This window comes from Pseudomonas sp. SAS7, from assembly GCF_052112345.1.
Lineage (GTDB): Bacteria > Pseudomonadota > Gammaproteobacteria > Pseudomonadales > Pseudomonadaceae > Aquipseudomonas > Aquipseudomonas putida_Q.
The window spans coordinates 52,262-71,299 of sequence record NZ_JBEGGO010000019.1 but is presented as its reverse complement, the minus strand read 5'-3'; the positions used below and the strand labels follow the sequence as shown (position 1 = coordinate 71,299).

The window sequence follows — 19,038 nt, the reverse complement described above, 5'->3', positions numbered from 1 at the left end:
GTTGGTCAGCACTGGCATTGGATAATTGGTAAGACCAATTTACAATGGCTGGTCGCTAGGTTAAAAGCGCTGTCGTGGGTGTGTCAATTTGTCCTGTGCAAAACTTTGGTCGCGTGCCGATGAGCGGGCGCCTGATGCGCTGGCAAAATCGCGGCTTGATGGGTGTTTGCGCGGCCTGGATCGGCGAGAATAGGCGCCCCTGAAATTTGCCGGGGGTTTGTGGAGAGCATGTGATGGTTTTTGATCAGGTCCGCCAACGGCGCCTGTCCGACGACATTGTCGATCGGTTGGAAGGGATGATTCTGGAAGGCACGCTGACCTCTGGGCAGCGGCTGCCGGCCGAGCGCGCCCTTGCCGAGCAGTTCGGCGTGTCCCGCCCGTCACTGCGTGAGGCGATCCAGAAACTGGTGGCCAAGGGGCTGCTGGTCAGCCGCCAGGGCGGCGGCAATTTTGTGGCCGAGTCACTGGGTTCTACGTTTAGTGACCCGCTGCTGCAGTTGCTCGAGCACAGTGCCGAGGCGCAGCGCGACCTGCTTGAATTTCGCCATACCCTGGAAGCGTCATGTGCCTATTACGCCGCGCAGCGGGCCACCGGGCCGGATCGGGAGCGGTTGAAGGCAGCCTTCGATGCGTTGCAGGACTGCTATACCCGGGTCGATGAAGTCACTCGGGCGGAGGAGGGTGTGGCCGATGCGCGTTTCCACCTGGCGATTGCCGAGGCCAGCCATAACGCAGTCTTGCTGCACACCATCCGGGGCTTGTTCGACCTGCTCAAGCGCAACGTGGTGACCAACATTGGTGGCATGTACCAGCAACGCACCGAAACCCGGGACATGCTGATCAGTCAGCACCGGGAGCTGTACCTGGCGATTGTCGAGGGCAGGGCGGAGGATGCGCGGGAGGTGTCCAGCCGGCACATTCTGTATGTGCAGGAGGTGCTGCAAGAGGCGCACGAAGAGGCGCAGCGGGTGGCGCGGGCAGAGCGGCGCAGCGGGCGCTGACTCGATCCCGTCAGGCATGCGCAATCAGTGTAGGAGCGGCCTTGTGCCGCGAAAGGGGTGCGAAGCAGCCCCAGGGTATCGGCAATGAGCCGAGATTGCTGGGGCCGCTTTGCGGCCCTTTCGCGGCACAAGGCCGCTCCTACACCGCGCTGCCAGGCAGGAAGGGATTAGTCTTCCTTGCCCTTGTTCCGCACAACCCGCTGCAGCTCGCGGTTGGAATCGCGTTCGCGCACGGTGTCGCGCTTGTCGAATTCCTTCTTGCCCTTGCCCAGTGCAATTTCGCACTTGATCAGGTGCTTGCTCCAGTACAGCGACAACGCCACGCAGGTGTAGCCCTTTTGCGCTACAGCCGCTTCCAGCCGCTCGAGCTCGCGCTTGTTCAGCAACAGCTTGCGGGTGCGGATGGGGTCGGCGATGACGTGGGTGCTGGCGGTGGTCAGCGGGGTGATGTGGCTGCCGAACAGCCAGGCCTCACCGTCCTTGAGCAGCACGTAACTGTCAACGAGGTGCGCCTTGCCAGCTCGCAGGCTTTTTACTTCCCAGCCGGACAGGACCAGCCCGGCCTCGAACTTGTGTTCGATGAAGTAATCGTGTCGCGCTTTTTTATTTTGCGCGATGGTCCCGGTCGGATGTTTTTTTTGCTTAGCCATAGGGGCGGCATTATAGGCAAGTCCGCGCGTCGTCCGCTATGGGATTTCGGTGTGCTTGAGCCACCGGAATGAATACCGGACAATACCAACCCTGTCATACGCACAGAACCTGTTTTCGGCACGCTGCGAAGCGTCGCCACCCAGCCTTGGAAGTGACGCCTGGATGACTACCCATATTCAACGCTCCGCCCTGCTGCCATACCCCGCCCAGGCGCTCTACGATCTGGTCAACGATGTGGCCAGCTACCCAGAGTTTCTGCCGTGGTGCTCGGCCTCGACGGTGATCGACGCCAGCGATACGCACATGCATGCCAAGCTGGAGGTGGCCAAAGGTGGCATGAGCCAGTACTTCGTCACGCGTAACGTGCTGGTGCCGGGGCAGTCTATCGAGATGAACCTTGAGGAAGGGCCGTTCACGCAGCTGCATGGCGTGTGGGTGTTCAAGCCGCTGGGTGAAAAGGCCTGCAAGATCAGCCTGGACCTGTCGTTCGATTATGCCGGGCCGATTGTGCGCGCCACGCTGGGCCCGCTGTTCAATCAGGCGGCCAACACGCTGGTCGATGCGTTTTGCCAGCGTGCCAAGCAATTGAATGCCTGACGGATAAGGCGCAAACAAAAAGCCCGGACCAGGTCCGGGCTTTTTTGCGACTGCTGTTCCCGCTTAGCGGGTTTCCAGCGGTGCCGGGGTCGGGACCGGGGTGGTCTCGATGGTGTCGATTTCGCGCTGGATGGATTCTTCCACCGAACCTGGCTTGGCCGGTTTTTCTTCAGGCTGGGCCGCTGGCTGCTCTGTCTGGCCTGGCTCGGTAGCCGGGCTGACGGTGGTGTCGCTGCTGCCACCGAGGATTTCCTGGTCGCGGCTGACGCCTGGCATGAAGTCGCCCGACAAGCTGACCAGTTGGTCGCTTTCGTTGAAGAAAATGCTCATGCGCTCTTGCTGGCGTTTACCGCCACCAGGCTGCAGGCTGTACAGGTAATCCCAACGATTGGTGTTGAAGGTGTCCTGAATCAGCGGGTTGCCCATGATAAACCTTACTTGCCGTCGGGTCATTCCCGGGCGTAATTGGTCTATCATGTCCTGCGTGACGACATTGCCCTGCTGGATGTCGATTTTGTAAACCCCGGGAAACGAGCAACCGGCGAGTGCGAGCAGTCCCACTAGGGTGAGGCTGGTTAGCAAGAGCTTGGTGTTTTGCATCGGTGGGCGACTTCCACTATCTTGGCTGGACAACGTAAACCCCGATCATACCCGTATTAAGAGAAGCTGCGAAGCAGCATCGGCGAGAAAGCTGACCATGGTTGAAAATAGCGAATTGCGCAAAGCCGGTCTCAAGGTGACCCTGCCTCGAGTCAAGATCCTTCAGATGCTCGATTCCACCGAGCAGCGTCACATGAGTGCCGAGGATGTTTACAAGGCACTGATGGAAGCAGGCGAGGACGTAGGCCTGGCCACCGTCTATCGCGTACTGACCCAGTTCGAAGCAGCGGGTCTGGTGGTTCGCCACAACTTCGACGGCGGTCACGCAGTGTTCGAGCTGGCCGATGGCGGTCACCACGACCATATGGTGAACGTGGAGACCAGTGAAGTCATCGAATTCATGGATGCCGAAATCGAGAAGCGCCAGCGCGAAATCGTAGCCGAGCATGGCTTCGAGCTGGTGGACCACAATCTGGTCCTGTATGTGCGTAAGAAGAAGTAACGATTTTTTATCGTTATGAATGACAAAGGCGACCTTCGGGTCGCCTTTGTGCTTTGTACGGGGCTGAAAGGTTTGTGGTCGGGGCCGGCCTTTTCGCGGGCATGCCCGCTCCCACAGGTACACCACAAATTTCAGGTCCTGTGATCACCCTGTGGGAGCGGGCGCGCCCGCGAATTGTCCTGGGAAAGAAGTGGTCAGGCTTTGCCGCTCACCACCATCTTGCGCGCATGCGCCAGGGATTCCTTGGTCAGGTCAATGCCGCCGAGCATCCGCGCCACTTCTTCTACCCGCTCACGCTTGCCCAGGCTGGCCACGGCGGTGTGGGTGGTGTCGCTGTTGCGCACCTTGTGCACAAACAGGTGGTGATGCCCTTGCGCCGCAACCTGTGGCAAGTGAGTCACGGTCAGCACCTGGCCACGCTCGCCCAGGCGGCGCAACAACTGGCCGACAATTTCGGCAGTAGGGCCGCCGATACCCACGTCGACTTCGTCGAACACCAGGGTAGGAATGCGCGATGTCTGCGCGGTAATCACCTGGATCGCCAGGCTGATACGTGACAGTTCACCACCCGAAGCCACCTTTGCCAGGCCCTTGAGCGGTTGGCCGGGGTTGGCGCTGACCAGCAGTTCGATCTGCTCCAGGCCATGCGGTGACAGGTCTGCCCCCTCGGTGGGCGTCAGCTCGATGCGGAAGCGCCCGCCGGGCATGCCCAGGCGCTGGATTTCCTGCTCGACGGCGCCCGCCAGTTGCTGGGCGGCTTGCTGGCGCAGGGCGCTGAGTTCGCGGGCGCGCTCTTTATAGTGGTGTGCGAAAGCGGCCAGCTCTTCGCCCAGCCGTTCGATCGACTCGTCGCTCGCGTTCAGGCCTTCGATTTCTTCCATCAACTGTTGTTGCAGGTGAGGCAGTTCGGTGGGGTGCACGCGGTGTTTGCGCGCCAGTGTATAGATGGTGTCGAGGTGTTCTTCCAAAGCCTGCAGGCGCATGGGGTCGGCGTCGAAGTTGTCGAGGAAGCGGTTGAGCTCGCCCACGGCTTCTTCTACCTGGATCTGCGCACTGGCAATAAGGTTGGCGGCTTCGCCCAAGGCCTTGGGCGAATGGGTGGCAGCGCCCAGCCGGTTAAGGCTGGAGGTGAGGGCGCTGAGCACGTTGCCCGAATCGCTTTCACTGCACTGGTCGATCACCTGGCGGCAGATGCCGAACAGCGCTTCGGCGCTGGTCAGGTTCTTGTGTTCCTGCTCCAACTGCTCTAGTTCGTTTTCACCCAGGCCGAGGTTGTCCAGCTCTTCCAGCTGGTAGCTGAGCAACTGATGGCGGGCACGCTGCTCGTCACCTGAATTGGACAGTCGTTCCAGTTCCAGGCGGGTCTGGTTCCAGCGCTTGGCGGCCAGATGCACCTGGCGGGCCAGGTCGACGGCGCCGGCGTACTCGTCGAGCAGGCGGCGGTGGGTGTCGGTTTTCAGCAGCGACTGATGTTCGTGCTGGCTGTGGATATCGATCAGCAACTCGCCCAGCGCCTTGAGGTCGCCCAGCGGGCACGGCGTGCCGTTGATGTAGCCGCGGCTACGGCCTTCGGCGGTGATGACCCGGCGCAGGATGCACAGGCCGTCGTTGTCCAGGTCGCGTTCGGCAAGCCAGGCGTGGGCCTCCGGGATGTCCACCAGGTCGAAGGTGGCGAGGATGTCCGCCTTGTCGGTGCCAGGGCGCACCACGCCACTGTCGGCCCGGTCGCCCAGGGCCAGGCCCAGGGCGTCGAGCATGATCGATTTGCCGGCGCCGGTCTCGCCCGTGATGACGGACATGCCGCGGGCAATTTCGAGGTCGAGGTGCTCGACGATGGCGTAGTTGTGAATGGACAGGTGCACCAGCATGAGGGGCGGCTCCCGAAAGTCAGGTCTGGTTATTTATACAGTACTTTTTTCAGGCCTGCCAATGCCCCTTGGCAGATTCTGTTGCAACCCGGAAAACCACCTTGCCCCTTGAAGCTGGTTTTTCCGGCCCCATATAGCCGACATCACAGGCGAGCCTGGCTCGCAGTCCACAAAATTGCGCAGGAGAGACCCCATGGCTGATGAACAGCTGAACGAGAAAGACCTTAACGTGGAAGAAACCGGTGCAGGCACTGCAGCTGACACCCGTGTTCTGGAGCTCGAGGAACAGCTGGCCGCAGCCAAGGACCAGGCGCTGCGCGCCGTTGCCGACGTGCAGAACGTGCGCCGTCGTGCCGAGCAGGATGTCGAGAAAGCCCACAAGTTCGCCCTGGAGAAGTTCTCCAGCGACCTGCTGCCCGTCATCGACAGCCTGGAACTGGCCCTGGCCCACTCCAGCGCCGAGGATGAGCACGTCAAGCAGATCCGCGAAGGCGTCGAGCTGACCCTGAAAATGTTCCAGGACACCCTCAAGCGCTACAACCTCGAAGCAGTCGACCCGCACGGCCAGCCGTTCAACCCTGAACACCACCAGGCCATGGCCATGCAGGAAAACGGCGAAGTCGAGCCAAACAGCGTGCTGAATGTGTTCCAGAAGGGTTACCTGCTGAACGGCCGCCTGCTGCGCCCCGCCATGGTGGTGGTCAGCAAGGCGCCGAGCGCGGCGCAACCCTCGATCAATGAAAAGGCTTGAAATCCTTCCGGGCAACCCCATCTAGGTGTCAAGCCTTCAAGTATTACCGCAGTTGGCCAAAGTAGTCGCTGCTACCAAATTCAAGTTTCGGGAGAGTTAACATGGGTAAAATCATCGGTATCGACCTGGGGACCACCAACTCGTGCGTCTCCATTCTGGAAAACGGTAACGTCAAAGTCATCGAAAACGCCGAAGGTGCGCGTACTACCCCTTCGATCGTGGCCTATGCCAACGATGGCGAAATCCTGGTAGGTCAGTCGGCCAAGCGCCAGGCTGTTACCAACCCGCACAACACCCTGTTCGCAGTGAAGCGCCTGATTGGCCGCCGCTTCGAAGAAGACGTCGTGCAGAAAGACATCAAGCTGGTGCCGTACAAGATCGTCAAGGCGAACAATGGTGACGCCTGGGTCGAGGCTGCTGGCAAGGAAATGGCTCCGCCGCAAATCAGCGCCGAAGTCCTGAAGAAAATGAAGAAGACCGCCGAAGACTACCTCGGCGAGCCAGTCACCGAAGCGGTCATCACCGTTCCGGCCTACTTCAACGACAGCCAGCGTCAGGCCACCAAAGACGCCGGCCGCATCGCTGGCCTGGACGTAAAACGCATCATCAACGAGCCGACCGCTGCTGCGCTGGCTTATGGCATGGACAAGGCCAAGGGCGACCACACTGTCATCGTTTATGACCTGGGTGGTGGTACCTTCGACGTTTCGGTCATCGAAATCGCCGAAGTCGACGGTGAGCACCAGTTCGAAGTACTGGCTACCAACGGCGACACCTTCCTGGGTGGCGAAGACTTCGACATGCGCCTGATCGACTACCTCGTCGACGAGTTCAAGAAAGAGTCGGGCATGGACCTGAAGAATGATCCTCTGGCCCTGCAGCGCCTGAAAGAAGCCGCAGAAAAAGCCAAGATCGAGCTGTCGTCCGCTCAGTCGACCGACGTCAACCTGCCGTACATCACTGCAGATGCCACCGGTCCTAAGCACCTGAACGTGAAGATCTCCCGCGCCAAGCTGGAGTCGCTGGTCGAAGACCTGGTCAAGCGCACCATCGAGCCTTGCCGCATTGCCCTGAAAGACGCCGGCATCGACGCCAGCAAGATCGACGACGTGATCCTGGTCGGCGGTCAGACCCGTATGCCGCTGGTGCAGAAAGAAGTTGCCGACTTCTTCGGTAAAGAAGCACGCAAGGACGTCAACCCGGACGAAGCAGTTGCCATGGGCGCTGCCATCCAGGGCGCTGTACTGGCCGGTGACGTGAAAGACGTACTGCTGCTGGACGTCAGCCCGCTGACCCTGGGTATCGAAACCATGGGTGGCGTGATGACCGCGCTGATCGAGAAGAACACCACCATCCCGACCAAGAAGTCGCAGGTGTTCTCGACTGCCGATGACAACCAGGGCGCTGTGACCATCCACGTACTGCAGGGTGAGCGCAAGCAGGCTGCGCAGAACAAGTCGCTGGGCAAGTTCGACCTGGCTGACATTCCGCCAGCACCACGTGGCGTTCCACAAATCGAAGTAACCTTCGACATCGACGCCAACGGCATCCTGCACGTAGGCGCGAAAGACAAGGCTACTGGCAAGACTCAGTCGATCGTGATCAAGGCCAACTCCGGCCTGTCGGACGAAGAGATCGAGCGCATGGTGCGTGACGCCGAGGCCAACGCCGAGGAAGACCGCAAGTTCGAAGAACTGGCCGCTGCCCGTAACCAGGGTGATGCGCTGGTTCACTCGACCCGCAAGATGGTCGCTGACGCGGGTGACAAGGTCACCGCTGAAGAAAAAACTGCCATCGAGGCTGCCGTTGTTGCCCTGGAAACCGCTGTCAAAGGCGATGACAAGGCTGCAATCGATGCCAAGGTCGAAGAGCTGTCCAAGGTCTCTGCCCCGGTTGCCCAGAAGATGTACGCCGAGCAGTCGGCCGAACAGCCTCAGGGTGGCGCGCAGCAGGCCGAACCGGAAGCCAAGCACGATGACGTGGTTGACGCCGAGTTCGAAGAAGTAAAAGGCGACGACAAGAAGTAATCGTTGCATGTTGTCGGCCAGCCCACCGCCGTTTGGCGGTGAGCTGGTAGGATGTCGCCGCGCGGGGGCTTGCTCCCGCGTTGGCGTATCTGGAATTCGAGAATTTTTACAGCATCTGTCAGCCAACTTTGGTGGCACAGGCAGGTGCTGATGGCGCGGCGCAGATGCCAGACGCCCAACAAGGTGCAAATGACCTATGTCCAAGCGTGATTACTATGAGGTTCTGGGTGTCGAGCGCGGCGCCAGCGAAGCTGACCTCAAAAAGGCTTATCGCCGTCTGGCGATGAAGTACCACCCGGACCGCAACCCGGGTGACAAAGAGTCGGAAGACATGTTCAAGGAGGCCAACGAGGCCTACGAAGTGCTGTCTGATGCCAGCAAGCGCGCGGCGTTCGACCAGTACGGCCATGCGGGTGTCGACCCGAGCATGGGTGGTGGTGGTGCCGGCTTCGGTGGCGCCAACTTCTCCGACATCTTCGGCGATGTATTCAGCGACTTCTTTGGTGGCGGCCGCGGTGGCGGACGTGGCGGTGCCCAGCGCGGCAGCGACCTGCGCTACACCCTGGAGCTGAACCTGGAAGAAGCGGTGCGTGGCACCACGGTCAGCATCCGCGTTCCTACCCTGGTCAATTGCCAGCCTTGCGACGGTTCCGGTGCCAAGAAGGGTTCGACCCCGTCCACCTGCCCGACGTGCGGTGGTATCGGCCAGGTGCGCATGCAGCAAGGCTTCTTCTCGGTGCAGCAGACCTGCCCGCGCTGCCATGGCCAGGGCAAGATCATTACCGACCCTTGCGCCTCGTGCCACGGCGAAGGCCGTGTCGAGGAATACAAGACGCTGTCGGTCAAGGTGCCGGCAGGTGTCGATACCGGTGACCGCATTCGCCTGTCGGGCGAGGGCGAGGCCGGTGCCCATGGTGGCCCGACTGGCGACCTGTACGTGGTGATCAGTGTGCGTGAGCACGAGATCTTCCAGCGCGATGGCAAGCACCTGTACTGCGAAGTACCCATCAGCTTCACCGATGCTGCCCTGGGTGGCGAGCTGGAAGTGCCGACCCTCGATGGTCGCGTGAAGCTGAAGATTCCGGAAGGCACCCAGACTGGCAAGCAGTTCCGCCTGCGTGGCAAGGGTGTGGCGCCGGTGCGCGGTGGTGGTGCGGGCGACCTGTTGTGCCGTGTGGCGGTGGAAACCCCGGTCAACCTCAGCCGCCGTCAGCGTGAGCTGCTTGAAGAACTGCGTGACTCGCTGGAAGGCGACAGTTCCCACTCGCCCAAGGCCAGTGGCTGGTTCGATGGCGTGAAGCGCTTCTTCGGCGATCTCTGACAAGGAAAAGGCTATGCGACGTATTGCAGTGATGGGCGCGGCAGGGCGGATGGGCAAGACCCTGATCGAGGCCGTGCAGCAAACCCCGGGTGCTGGCCTGACAGCGGCGATTGATCGCCCTGACAGCTCGCTGGTAGGGGCGGACGCCGGTGAGTTGGCGGCCCTCGGCCGGATCGGTGTACTGCTGTCCGATGACCTGGCCAAGGTTGCCGACGAGTTCGACGTGCTGATCGATTTCACGCACCCTTCGGTCACCCTCAAGAACCTGGCGTTCTGCCGCAAGCACGGCAAGGCGATGATCATCGGTACTACGGGCTTCTCTGTTGAAGAGAAGCAGCTGCTGGCCGAGGCGGGCAAGGACATTCCAATCGTGTTTGCCGCCAACTTCAGTGTCGGCGTCAACCTCAGCCTCAAGCTGCTGGACATGGCGGCGCGAGTGCTGGGTGATGATGTTGATATCGAGATCATCGAGGCGCACCACCGGCACAAGGTCGATGCGCCGTCGGGTACTGCGCTGCGCATGGGTGAAGTGGTTGCCAATGCGCTGGGTCGGGACCTGCAGGAAGTGGCCGTGTATGGCCGCGAAGGGCAGACAGGTGCGCGTGATCGCAAGACCATCGGCTTCGCGACTGTGCGTGCCGGTGATGTGGTGGGTGACCACACCGTGTTGTTCGCTGCCGAAGGCGAGCGCCTGGAAATCACTCACAAGGCCTCCAGCCGCATGACCTTCGCCAAGGGCGCCGTGCGTGCGGCGCTGTGGCTGGATGGGCGCGAGCCTGGCCTGTACGACATGCAGGATGTGCTCGAGCTGCGTTAAGCCGCTCCCTTTGGGGCGGTGATCCCTGTAGGAGCGGCCTTGTGTCGCGATAGGGTCGCGCAGCGGCCCCAAAGATCTCGGCAGCGCCGCAGTAAGCTGGGGCTGCTAGGCAGCCCTTTCGCGACGCAAGGCCGCTCCTACACGGCGTGCTATGCCCTCGAAGGCCGGCCTGTCGCAATCTTGTGTTTTAGAGACACATCTACGGTAGACCGAAAACGCACTTTTCTGTAAGCTACAGCTTTAGTGTGTCCACTAAAAGCGCGCAGCGAATTGAATTCAGCACATGAAAGCGGGGTGACGTGTCCATACGTCACTCCGCTTTTTTGCAACCTGCGATCGCCCTTTCATGCTTGATTTACGGGAGGTCTTCTTGACAAAGCCAGCCATACTCGCCCTTGCCGACGGCAGTATTTTTCGCGGTGAAGCCATCGGTGCCGACGGTCAGACCGTTGGTGAGGTGGTATTCAACACCGCTATGACCGGCTACCAGGAAATCCTTACAGACCCTTCCTATGCGCAGCAAATCGTTACCCTGACCTATCCGCACATCGGCAACACCGGTACTACGCCGGAAGATGCCGAGTCGAACCGCGTCTGGTCCGCTGGCCTGGTCATCCGTGACCTGCCGCTGCTGGCCAGCAACTGGCGTAACACCCAGTCGCTGCCTGAGTACCTCAAGGCCAACAACGTCGTTGCCATCGCTGGCATCGACACCCGTCGCCTGACCCGTATCCTGCGTGAAAAGGGCGCCCAGAACGGTTGCATCCTCGCCGGTGACAACATCAGCGAAGAAGCTGCCATCGCCGCCGCCCGTGGCTTCCCAGGCCTGAAGGGCATGGACCTGGCCAAGGTTGTTTCCACCAAGGAACGCTACGAGTGGCGCTCCAGCGTGTGGGAGCTGAAAACCGACAGCCACCCGACCATCGAAGCTGCCGACCTGCCGTACCACGTGGTCGCCTTCGACTACGGCGTCAAGCTGAACATCCTGCGCATGCTGGTTGCCCGTGGCTGCCGCGTGACCGTGGTGCCGGCCCAGACCCCGGCCAGCGAAGTGCTGGCACTCAACCCGGACGGCGTGTTCCTGTCCAACGGCCCTGGTGACCCTGAGCCGTGCGACTACGCCATCCAGGCGATCAAGGAAATCCTCGAGACCGAGATTCCTGTATTCGGCATCTGCCTCGGCCACCAGCTGCTGGCCCTGGCCTCCGGCGCCAAGACCGTGAAAATGGGCCATGGTCACCACGGTGCCAACCACCCGGTTCAGGACCTGGACAGCGGCGTGGTCATGATCACCAGCCAGAACCACGGTTTTGCTGTTGACGAAGCCACCCTGCCGGGCAACGTTCGCGCCATCCACAAGTCGCTGTTCGACGGCACCCTGCAGGGTATCGAGCGCACCGACAAGAGCGCGTTCAGCTTCCAGGGCCACCCTGAAGCGAGCCCTGGCCCGACCGACGTCGCGCCACTGTTCGATCGTTTCACCGATGCCATGGCCAAGCGCCGCTGAGCATCCTGCTTCAAGGCCCCGGGCCGGCTCGCGCCGCGCCCGGTAGCGCCTGACCCAGATTGTTCAAAGCGGCTTGCCGACTGACCCCGGATTTGAGTGACCACCATGCCAAAACGTACAGACATCAAAAGCATCCTGATTCTCGGTGCCGGCCCGATCGTGATCGGCCAGGCCTGTGAATTCGACTACTCCGGCGCACAGGCCTGCAAGGCCCTGCGCGAGGAAGGTTTCCGCGTCATCCTGGTGAACTCCAACCCAGCCACCATCATGACCGACCCGGCCATGGCCGACGCCACCTACATCGAGCCGATCAAGTGGCAGTCGGTGGCCAAGATCATCGAGAAAGAGCGCCCGGACGCCGTCTTGCCGACCATGGGTGGCCAGACCGCACTGAACTGCGCCCTGGACCTGGAGCGCCACGGCGTTCTGGAGAAGTTCGGCGTAGAGATGATCGGTGCCAACGCCGACACCATCGACAAGGCTGAAGACCGCTCGCGCTTCGACAAGGCCATGAAAGACATCGGCCTGGAATGCCCGCGCTCGGGTATCGCCCACAGCATGGAAGAGGCCAATGCGGTCCTCGAGAAGCTCGGCTTCCCGTGCATCATCCGCCCATCGTTCACCATGGGTGGCACCGGCGGTGGTATCGCTTACAACCGTGAAGAATTCGAAGAAATCTGCACCCGTGGTCTGGACCTGTCGCCGACCAAAGAGCTGCTGATCGACGAATCGCTGATCGGCTGGAAAGAGTACGAGATGGAAGTGGTCCGCGACAAAAAGGACAACTGCATCATCGTCTGCTCGATCGAAAACTTCGACCCGATGGGCGTGCACACCGGTGACTCGATCACCGTTGCTCCAGCGCAGACCCTGACCGACAAGGAATACCAGATCATGCGCAACGCCTCGCTGGCGGTGCTGCGTGAAATCGGTGTTGAAACTGGCGGTTCCAACGTGCAGTTCGGTATCTGCCCAGACACCGGCCGCATGGTCGTCATCGAGATGAACCCGCGTGTATCGCGTTCGTCCGCCCTGGCTTCCAAGGCTACCGGCTTCCCGATCGCCAAGATCGCCGCCAAGCTGGCCATCGGTTACACCCTCGACGAACTGCAGAACGACATCACCGGCGGCCGCACTCCGGCTTCCTTCGAGCCGTCGATCGACTACGTCGTCACCAAGCTGCCGCGCTTCGCCTTCGAGAAATTCCCGAAAGCCGACGCCCGCCTGACCACCCAGATGAAATCCGTGGGTGAAGTGATGGCCATCGGCCGTACCTTCCAGGAATCCCTGCAGAAAGCCCTGCGCGGCCTGGAAGTGGGCGCCTGCGGTCTGGACCCGAAAGTCGACCTGGCCAGCCCTGAAGCTGCCGGCATCCTCAAGCGCGAGCTGACCGTGCCGGGCGCCGAGCGTATCTGGTACGTCGCTGACGCCATGCGTTCGGGCATGACCTGCGAAGAAATCTTTGCCCTGACCGGCATCGACATGTGGTTCCTGGTGCAGATGGAAGATCTGATCAAGGAAGAAGAGAAGGTCAAGACCCTGGCCCTGTCGTCGATCGACAAGAGCCTGATGCTGCGCCTCAAGCGCAAAGGTTTCTCGGACCAGCGCCTGGCTGTGCTGCTGGGTATCACCGACAAGAACCTGCGCCGTCACCGCCACAAGCTGGAAGTGTTCCCGGTGTACAAGCGCGTCGACACCTGCGCCGCCGAGTTCGCCACCGACACCGCCTACCTGTACTCCACCTACGAGGAAGAGTGCGAGGCGAACCCGTCGACCCGCGACAAGATCATGATCCTGGGGGGTGGCCCGAACCGTATCGGCCAAGGTATCGAGTTCGACTACTGCTGCGTACACGCGGCCCTGGCGCTGCGTGAAGACGGTTACGAGACCATCATGGTCAACTGCAACCCGGAAACCGTCTCCACCGACTACGACACCTCCGACCGCCTGTACTTCGAGCCACTGACGCTGGAAGACGTGCTGGAAGTGTGCCGCGTCGAGAAGCCGAAAGGCGTGATCGTGCACTACGGCGGCCAGACCCCGCTGAAACTGGCCCGTGCCCTGGAAGAAGCCGGCGTACCGATCATCGGTACCAGCCCGGACGCCATCGACCGCGCCGAAGACCGTGAGCGCTTCCAGCAGATGGTTCAGCGCCTGAACCTGCTGCAGCCGCCAAACGCCACCGTGCGCAGCGAAGAAGAAGCTATCCGCGCTGCGGGCAGCATCGGTTACCCGCTGGTAGTGCGCCCGTCGTACGTACTGGGCGGCCGCGCCATGGAAATCGTCTACGAACTGGACGAGCTCAAGCGCTACCTGCGTGAAGCGGTGCAGGTGTCCAACGACAGCCCGGTACTGCTCGACCACTTCCTCAACTGCGCCATCGAGATGGACGTGGATGCGGTGTGCGACGGCACTGACGTTGTGATCGGCGCCATCATGCAGCACATCGAGCAGGCCGGCGTTCACTCCGGTGACTCGGCGTGCTCGCTGCCACCTTACTCGCTGAGCAAGGAAGTGCAGGACGAAGTCCGAGTACAGGTCGCCAAAATGGCCCTGGAGCTGGGCGTTGTCGGCCTGATGAACGTGCAGCTGGCCCTGCAAGGCGACAAGATCTACGTGATCGAAGTCAACCCGCGCGCCTCGCGTACCGTGCCGTTCGTGTCCAAGTGCATCGGCACTTCCCTGGCCATGATCGCCGCCCGCGTAATGGCCGGCAAAACCCTGAAAGAGCTGGGCTTCACCCAGGAAATCATCCCGAACTTCTACAGCGTCAAGGAAGCCGTCTTCCCGTTCGCCAAGTTCCCGGGGGTTGACCCGATCCTCGGCCCTGAGATGAAATCGACCGGTGAAGTCATGGGTGTCGGTGACACCTTCGGTGAGGCGTTCGCCAAAGCCCAGATGGGTGCCAGCGAAGTGCTGCCGACCGGTGGTACCGCGTTCATCAGCGTGCGTGACGACGACAAGCCACAAGTGGCTGGCGTTGCCCGCGACCTGATCGCCCTGGGCTTCGAAGTGGTTGCAACTGCTGGCACCGCCAAGGTTATCGAGGCGGCTGGCCTGAAAGTGCGCCGTGTGAACAAGGTGACCGAAGGCCGCCCGCACGTGGTCGACATGATCAAGAACGACGAAGTGTCGCTGATCATCAACACCACCGAAGGCCGCCAGTCGATTGCCGATTCCTACTCGATTCGTCGCAATGCGCTGCAGCACAAGATTTACTGCACCACTACCATTGCGGCTGGTGAAGCCATCTGCGAGGCGCTGAAATTTGGTCCGGAAAAGACCGTTCGTCGCCTGCAAGATCTGCATGCAGGACTGAAAGCATGAGCATTACCAAGTACCCGATGACCGTCCAGGGCGCTCGCGCCCTGGAAGAGGAGCACCTGTTCCTGAGCAAGACCGAGCGCCCGCGCCTGAGCCAGGCGATCGGTGAAGCGCGCGAACTGGGCGACCTCAAGGAAAACGCCGAATACCATGCCGCCCGCGAAGAGCAGGGCATGGTCGAGGCGCGTATCCGCGATATCGAAGGCCGTCTGCAGAACTCGGTCGTGATCGACGTGACCACCATCCCTCACACCGGCAAGGTGATTTTCGGTACCACCGTGGTACTGGCCAACACCGAAACCGATGAAGAGGTGACCTACCAGATCGTCGGCGAGGATGAAGCCGACGTGAAACAGGGCAAGCTGTCGAGCGGCGCACCCATTGCCCGTGCCATCATCGGCAAGGAAGAAGGTGACACCGTCGTCGTCAAGACGCCTAGCGGCACGGTCGAGTACGAGATTGTCGAAGTCAAGCACATCTGACCGGCGCCTGCGGGCGCCATCCCTGGAGGGGATCCTCTGGCAACTGGCCCAGGTTTTCTGGGTCGGTGGCCTGTGGGTGTTCCATGTGGGGCTGGTGCCTGCGCTCAAGGTCAGTGGCCTGGCCCCGCTGCTGGTGCAGGATATCGCCGGGCAGATCGACCGCTGGTTGATCGGCGTGGCGTTGCTTGGCTTGTTGACTCAGCTGGCAGTGCTGGCAAGGGTGGACGGCCTGGCGGCCTGGTGGCGGCAGTTCCGTGGCCAGATGCTGTTGCTCGGCTTCGGTGCCTGCGTGGGGTATTACACCTTGCGCTACGGCATTTCGGTGGGCGAGCGCTGGCAGATGTTCTGCTTCCTGGTGCTGGGCTTTTCCGGCATCGTGCTGGTGGCCCAGCCGGTGCCGGTCAGGGCGCGTTCATCGCGCCACTGACCGGAGCCACCGTTACTTGTAACGGTGGATGTTGGACAGCTGCTTGTTCGGCTGTGGGTTCTTGCGGTAGATCAGCGCTTTCTTGCCGATGGTCTGCACCAGCTCGGCACGGCCGGCCTTGCACAGCTCGGCAATGGTGGCGGCACGTTCTTCGCGGTCTTCCGAACGAATCTCGACCTTGATCAGCTCATGGTCGACCAGCGCGCGTTCCAGTTCGGCGACTACGCCTTCATTCAAACCGTTGCCAGCAACGATCAAAACCGGCTTCAGGTCATGACCAATGGACTTGTACTGCTTCTTCTGCTCGTTATTGAGCGGCATAATCTGACCCTTTCCGTCTGATTCTGTAAAATTGACCGGCATTTTACCCGAGGGCCACCGGCTCCGCCCAGTCAATCACGACGCATATCATCGAGGTGCCCCGTGGTACAACGTTCCAAAAGCAGCGCAAACTGGCTGCGAGAGCATTTTAACGACCCTTTTGTGAAACAGGCGCAGAAGGATGGCTACCGCTCGCGTGCGAGCTACAAACTGCTGGAGATCCAGGAAAAGGACCGCCTGATCCGCCCGGGCATGAGTGTAATCGACCTCGGCGCGGCGCCAGGGGGCTGGTCGCAGGTGACCAGTCGTCTGATTGGTGGCCAGGGGCGCTTGATCGCTTCCGACATCCTGGAAATGGACTCGATCCCCGACGTGACCTTCATCCAGGGTGACTTCACTGACGATGCAGTGCTGCAGCAGATCCTCGCGGCGGTCGGTGATTCGCACGTAGACCTTGTGATTTCCGACATGGCCCCCAATATGAGTGGTACGCCCGAAGTGGACATGCCGCGCGCCATGTTCCTCTGCGAGCTGGCTCTGGATCTGGCAACCCGCGTGCTGAAGCCCGGCGGTGATTTCCTGATCAAGATTTTCCAAGGCGAAGGCTTTGATATGTACCTGAAGGATGTGCGCACCAAGTTCGACAAGGTGCAAATGCGCAAGCCGTCTTCTTCGCGGGACCGTTCCCGTGAGCAGTACCTGTTGGGCAAGGGTTTCAAAGGCGTTTGAACAGCGTGCTGCGGGTGGTCGATAGTTATTTCCAATCGGCCCTCCCGTCTGGATCGTCCGAACTTCGTGTAGTCTAGCTTTCACAAAGGGTTACAGACGGTGCCTGCGGCTGCGTAGGTAATGTAGTAAGTTAGGGCGATGAATATCATGCGAGGCACGGCTGCGTCGTGCGCCGGCCTCAGAGGGTAGCGAATTGAACGACATGGCAAAGAATCTGATCCTGTGGTTGATCATCGCAGCTGTCCTGGTGACAGTGATGAACAACTTCTCCAGCCCTAACGAGCCGCAGACCCTCAACTATTCCGACTTCATCCAGCAGGTCAAGGATGGCAAGGTCGAGCGTGTGACCGTCGACGGCTACATCATTACCGGCAAGCGCGCCGACGGCGACAATTTCAAGACCGTGCGCCCGGCCATTACCGACAATGGCCTGATCGGTGACCTGGTCGACAACCACGTGGTTGTCGAAGGCAAGCAGCCAGAGCAGCAGAGCATCTGGACGCAGTTGCTGGTCGCCAGCTTCCCGATCCTGGTCATCATCGCCGTGTTCATGTTCTTCATGCGCCAGATGCAAGGCGGTGCAGGTGGCAAGGGCGGGCCGATGAGCTTCGGCAAGAGCAAGGCACGCCTGCTGTCCGAAGACCAGGTCAAGACCACATTGGCCGACGTTGCAGGTTGCGACGAAGCCAAGGAAGAAGTGGGCGAGCTGGTCGAGTTCCTGCGCGATCCGGGCAAGTTCCAGCGCCTGGGTGGTCGTATCCCGCGCGGTGTGCTGATGGTAGGCCCGCCCGGTACCGGTAAGACGCTGCTGGCCAAGGCCATTGCGGGCGAGGCGAAAGTACCGTTCTTCACCATTTCCGGTTCGGACTTCGTGGAAATGTTCGTCGGTGTTGGTGCCAGCCGTGTGCGCGACATGTTCGAGCAGGCCAAGAAGCACGCCCCGTGCATCATCTTCATCGACGAAATCGACGCCGTTGGTCGCCACCGTGGCGCCGGCATGGGCGGCGGTCACGACGAGCGTGAGCAAACCCTCAACCAGTTGCTGGTAGAGATGGACGGCTTCGAAATGAACGATGGCATCATCGTCATCGCCGCCACCAACCGCCCTGACGTACTCGACCCGGCGCTGCTGCGCCCAGGCCGTTTCGACCGCCAGGTAGTGGTGGGCTTGCCAGACATCCGCGGTCGCGAACAGATCCTCAAGGTACACATGCGCAAGGTACCGATTGGCGAAAACGTCAACCCGGCGGTTATTGCCCGTGGTACCCCTGGCTTCTCCGGTGCCGACCTGGCCAACCTGGTCAACGAGGCATCGCTGTTTGCCGCGCGTTCCAACAAGCGCCTGGTCGAAATGAAAGAGTTCGAGCTGGCCAAGGACAAGATCATGATGGGCGCAGAGCGCAAGACCATGGTCATGTCCGAAAAAGAAAAGCGTAACACTGCCTACCACGAGGCGGGTCATGCCATCGTTGGTCGCCTGGTGCCTGAGCACGACCCGGTCTACAAGGTTTCGATCATTCCGCGCGGTCGGGCCCTGGGCGTGACCATGTTCCTGCCGGAAGAAGATCGCTACAGCCTGTCCAAGCGTGCGCTGATCAGCCAGATCTGCTCGTTGTACGGCGGCCGTATCGCCGAAGAGATGACCCTGGGCTTCGACGGCGTCACCACGGGTGCCTCCAACGACATCATGCGGGCCAGCCAGATCGCTCGCAACATGGTGACCAAGTGGGGCCTGTCGGAAAAGCTCGGCCCGCTGATGTATGCAGAAGAAGAGGGTGAGGTGTTCCTGGGTCGTAGCGCGGGCAGCCAGCATGCCAGCGTCTCCGGCGAGACTGCCAAGCTGATCGACTCCGAAGTACGCAGCATCATCGACCAGTGCTACGCCACTGCCAAGCAGCTGCTGATCGAGAATCGCGACAAGCTCGAAGCGATGACCGAAGCGCTGATGAAGTATGAGACCATTGATGCCGATCAGATCGATGACATCATGGCTGGCCGTACGCCACGCGAACCGCGTGACTGGGACGACGACAAGCATTCGGGCACCCCTGCTGCCCAGGATGATCGCCCTGAATCGCCAATTGGCGGTCCGGCAGCTCAACACTAAGGGCGT

General features: G+C 61.0%; 17 protein-coding genes. 13 read left to right on the top strand and 4 right to left on the bottom strand.

Going from position 1 to position 19,038, the window contains the following annotated elements; all coding sequences use genetic code 11:
* The first annotated feature begins 233 nt into the window (after positions 1 to 233).
* Entirely contained in the window at positions 234 to 1,001 is a 768-nt protein-coding gene (locus ABI582_RS24910) for an FCD domain-containing protein (protein WP_258654069.1), read from the top strand.
* A gap of 167 nt (positions 1,002 to 1,168) precedes the next feature.
* On the opposite strand, the gene smpB is transcribed toward ABI582_RS24910, so the two are convergent.
* Positions 1,169 to 1,651 (bottom strand): SsrA-binding protein SmpB, encoded by a 483-nt coding sequence (gene smpB, locus ABI582_RS24905; protein ID WP_016489183.1) that lies wholly within the window; start codon positions 1,649 to 1,651, stop codon positions 1,169 to 1,171.
* A gap of 163 nt (positions 1,652 to 1,814) precedes the next feature.
* On the opposite strand from smpB, the gene ABI582_RS24900 reads away from it, so the two are divergent.
* Complete coding sequence (locus tag ABI582_RS24900) at positions 1,815 to 2,249, top strand: type II toxin-antitoxin system RatA family toxin (protein WP_019470439.1); 435 nt, start codon at positions 1,815 to 1,817, stop codon at positions 2,247 to 2,249.
* 63 nt (positions 2,250 to 2,312) lie between these two features.
* Here ABI582_RS24900 and ABI582_RS24895 read toward each other — a convergent pair whose 3' ends face one another.
* Complete coding sequence (locus ABI582_RS24895) at positions 2,313 to 2,849, bottom strand: outer membrane protein assembly factor BamE (protein WP_264360836.1); 537 nt, start codon at positions 2,847 to 2,849, stop codon at positions 2,313 to 2,315.
* A 97-nt stretch (positions 2,850 to 2,946) separates the two neighbouring features.
* Here ABI582_RS24895 and fur point away from each other — a divergent pair, with 97 nt between their 5' ends.
* Positions 2,947 to 3,351 carry a ferric iron uptake transcriptional regulator gene (gene fur, locus ABI582_RS24890; protein WP_019470441.1) on the top strand — a complete coding sequence of 135 codons (405 nt, stop codon included), beginning with the start codon at positions 2,947 to 2,949 and terminating at the stop codon, positions 3,349 to 3,351.
* 194 nt (positions 3,352 to 3,545) lie between these two features.
* Here the strand turns inward: fur and recN are convergent, their stop codons facing one another.
* On the bottom strand, positions 3,546 to 5,219 hold the full coding sequence (recN, locus tag ABI582_RS24885; RefSeq protein WP_442120572.1) for a DNA repair protein RecN: 1,674 nt from the start codon (positions 5,217 to 5,219) through the stop codon (positions 3,546 to 3,548).
* Between the two features lie 193 nt (positions 5,220 to 5,412).
* On the opposite strand from recN, the gene grpE reads away from it, so the two are divergent.
* The 8 genes from grpE to ABI582_RS24845 all read left to right on the top strand — a co-directional run bounded on the left by grpE (position 5,413) and on the right by ABI582_RS24845 (position 15,875).
* Positions 5,413 to 5,970 (top strand): nucleotide exchange factor GrpE, encoded by a 558-nt coding sequence (gene grpE / locus ABI582_RS24880; RefSeq protein ID WP_016489179.1) that lies wholly within the window; start codon positions 5,413 to 5,415, stop codon positions 5,968 to 5,970.
* Between the two features lie 101 nt (positions 5,971 to 6,071).
* Positions 6,072 to 7,997 carry a molecular chaperone DnaK gene (gene dnaK, locus ABI582_RS24875; RefSeq protein ID WP_258909553.1) on the top strand — a complete coding sequence of 642 codons (1,926 nt, stop codon included), beginning with the start codon at positions 6,072 to 6,074 and terminating at the stop codon, positions 7,995 to 7,997.
* A gap of 196 nt (positions 7,998 to 8,193) precedes the next feature.
* Positions 8,194 to 9,318: a molecular chaperone DnaJ gene (gene dnaJ / locus ABI582_RS24870; RefSeq protein ID WP_338745266.1), complete on the top strand. Its 1,125-nt coding sequence runs from the start codon at positions 8,194 to 8,196 to the stop codon at positions 9,316 to 9,318.
* Positions 9,319 to 9,331: 13 nt separating this feature from the next.
* Positions 9,332 to 10,135: a 4-hydroxy-tetrahydrodipicolinate reductase gene (gene dapB / locus ABI582_RS24865; RefSeq protein WP_016501648.1), complete on the top strand. Its 804-nt coding sequence runs from the start codon at positions 9,332 to 9,334 to the stop codon at positions 10,133 to 10,135.
* Positions 10,136 to 10,505: 370 nt separating this feature from the next.
* Positions 10,506 to 11,642 carry a glutamine-hydrolyzing carbamoyl-phosphate synthase small subunit gene (gene carA, locus ABI582_RS24860; RefSeq protein ID WP_016501647.1) on the top strand — a complete coding sequence of 379 codons (1,137 nt, stop codon included), beginning with the start codon at positions 10,506 to 10,508 and terminating at the stop codon, positions 11,640 to 11,642.
* Between the two features lie 105 nt (positions 11,643 to 11,747).
* The gene (gene carB / locus ABI582_RS24855; RefSeq protein ID WP_019470447.1) at positions 11,748 to 14,969 is read left to right on the top strand and encodes a carbamoyl-phosphate synthase large subunit; all 3,222 of its coding nucleotides are present in this window, start codon (positions 11,748 to 11,750) and stop codon (positions 14,967 to 14,969) included.
* Between the two features lie 2 nt (positions 14,970 to 14,971).
* A complete protein-coding gene (greA, locus tag ABI582_RS24850) occupies positions 14,972 to 15,448 on the top strand; it encodes a transcription elongation factor GreA (RefSeq protein WP_024717413.1) in 477 nt (158 codons plus the stop codon).
* The gene (locus tag ABI582_RS24845) at positions 15,426 to 15,875 is read left to right on the top strand and encodes a hypothetical protein (RefSeq protein ID WP_019470448.1); all 450 of its coding nucleotides are present in this window, start codon (positions 15,426 to 15,428) and stop codon (positions 15,873 to 15,875) included. Before greA ends, ABI582_RS24845 begins: the two co-directional genes overlap by 23 nt.
* A 12-nt stretch (positions 15,876 to 15,887) precedes the next feature.
* Here the strand turns inward: ABI582_RS24845 and ABI582_RS24840 are convergent, their stop codons facing one another.
* Entirely contained in the window at positions 15,888 to 16,196 is a 309-nt protein-coding gene (locus ABI582_RS24840) for a YhbY family RNA-binding protein (RefSeq protein ID WP_016489174.1), read from the bottom strand.
* 102 nt (positions 16,197 to 16,298) lie between these two features.
* Here ABI582_RS24840 and rlmE point away from each other — a divergent pair, with 102 nt between their 5' ends.
* Both rlmE and ftsH read left to right on the top strand, forming a co-directional pair.
* Entirely contained in the window at positions 16,299 to 16,925 is a 627-nt protein-coding gene (rlmE, locus tag ABI582_RS24835; RefSeq protein ID WP_019470449.1) for a 23S rRNA (uridine(2552)-2'-O)-methyltransferase RlmE, read from the top strand.
* Between the two features lie 202 nt (positions 16,926 to 17,127).
* On the top strand, positions 17,128 to 19,032 hold the full coding sequence (gene ftsH, locus ABI582_RS24830; protein ID WP_041167879.1) for an ATP-dependent zinc metalloprotease FtsH: 1,905 nt from the start codon (positions 17,128 to 17,130) through the stop codon (positions 19,030 to 19,032).
* Positions 19,033 to 19,038 lie beyond the last annotated feature (6 nt).

Bases quoted from the DNA above. Each gene is read 5' to 3' on its own strand.
- ABI582_RS24910 (WP_258654069.1), top strand. From the start codon at position 234: ATGGTTTTTGATCAGGTCCGCCAACGGCGCCTGTCCGACGACATTGTC.
- smpB (WP_016489183.1), bottom strand. From the start codon at position 1,651: ATGGCTAAGCAAAAAAAACATCCGACCGGGACCATCGCGCAAAATAAA.
- ABI582_RS24900 (WP_019470439.1), top strand. From the start codon at position 1,815: ATGACTACCCATATTCAACGCTCCGCCCTGCTGCCATACCCCGCCCAG.
- ABI582_RS24895 (WP_264360836.1), bottom strand. From the start codon at position 2,849: ATGCAAAACACCAAGCTCTTGCTAACCAGCCTCACCCTAGTGGGACTG.
- fur (WP_019470441.1), top strand. From the start codon at position 2,947: ATGGTTGAAAATAGCGAATTGCGCAAAGCCGGTCTCAAGGTGACCCTG.
- recN (WP_442120572.1), bottom strand. From the start codon at position 5,219: ATGCTGGTGCACCTGTCCATTCACAACTACGCCATCGTCGAGCACCTC.
- grpE (WP_016489179.1), top strand. From the start codon at position 5,413: ATGGCTGATGAACAGCTGAACGAGAAAGACCTTAACGTGGAAGAAACC.
- dnaK (WP_258909553.1), top strand. From the start codon at position 6,072: ATGGGTAAAATCATCGGTATCGACCTGGGGACCACCAACTCGTGCGTC.
- dnaJ (WP_338745266.1), top strand. From the start codon at position 8,194: ATGTCCAAGCGTGATTACTATGAGGTTCTGGGTGTCGAGCGCGGCGCC.
- dapB (WP_016501648.1), top strand. From the start codon at position 9,332: ATGCGACGTATTGCAGTGATGGGCGCGGCAGGGCGGATGGGCAAGACC.
- carB (WP_019470447.1), top strand. From the start codon at position 11,748: ATGCCAAAACGTACAGACATCAAAAGCATCCTGATTCTCGGTGCCGGC.
- ABI582_RS24840 (WP_016489174.1), bottom strand. From the start codon at position 16,196: ATGCCGCTCAATAACGAGCAGAAGAAGCAGTACAAGTCCATTGGTCAT.
- ftsH (WP_041167879.1), top strand. From the start codon at position 17,128: ATGGCAAAGAATCTGATCCTGTGGTTGATCATCGCAGCTGTCCTGGTG.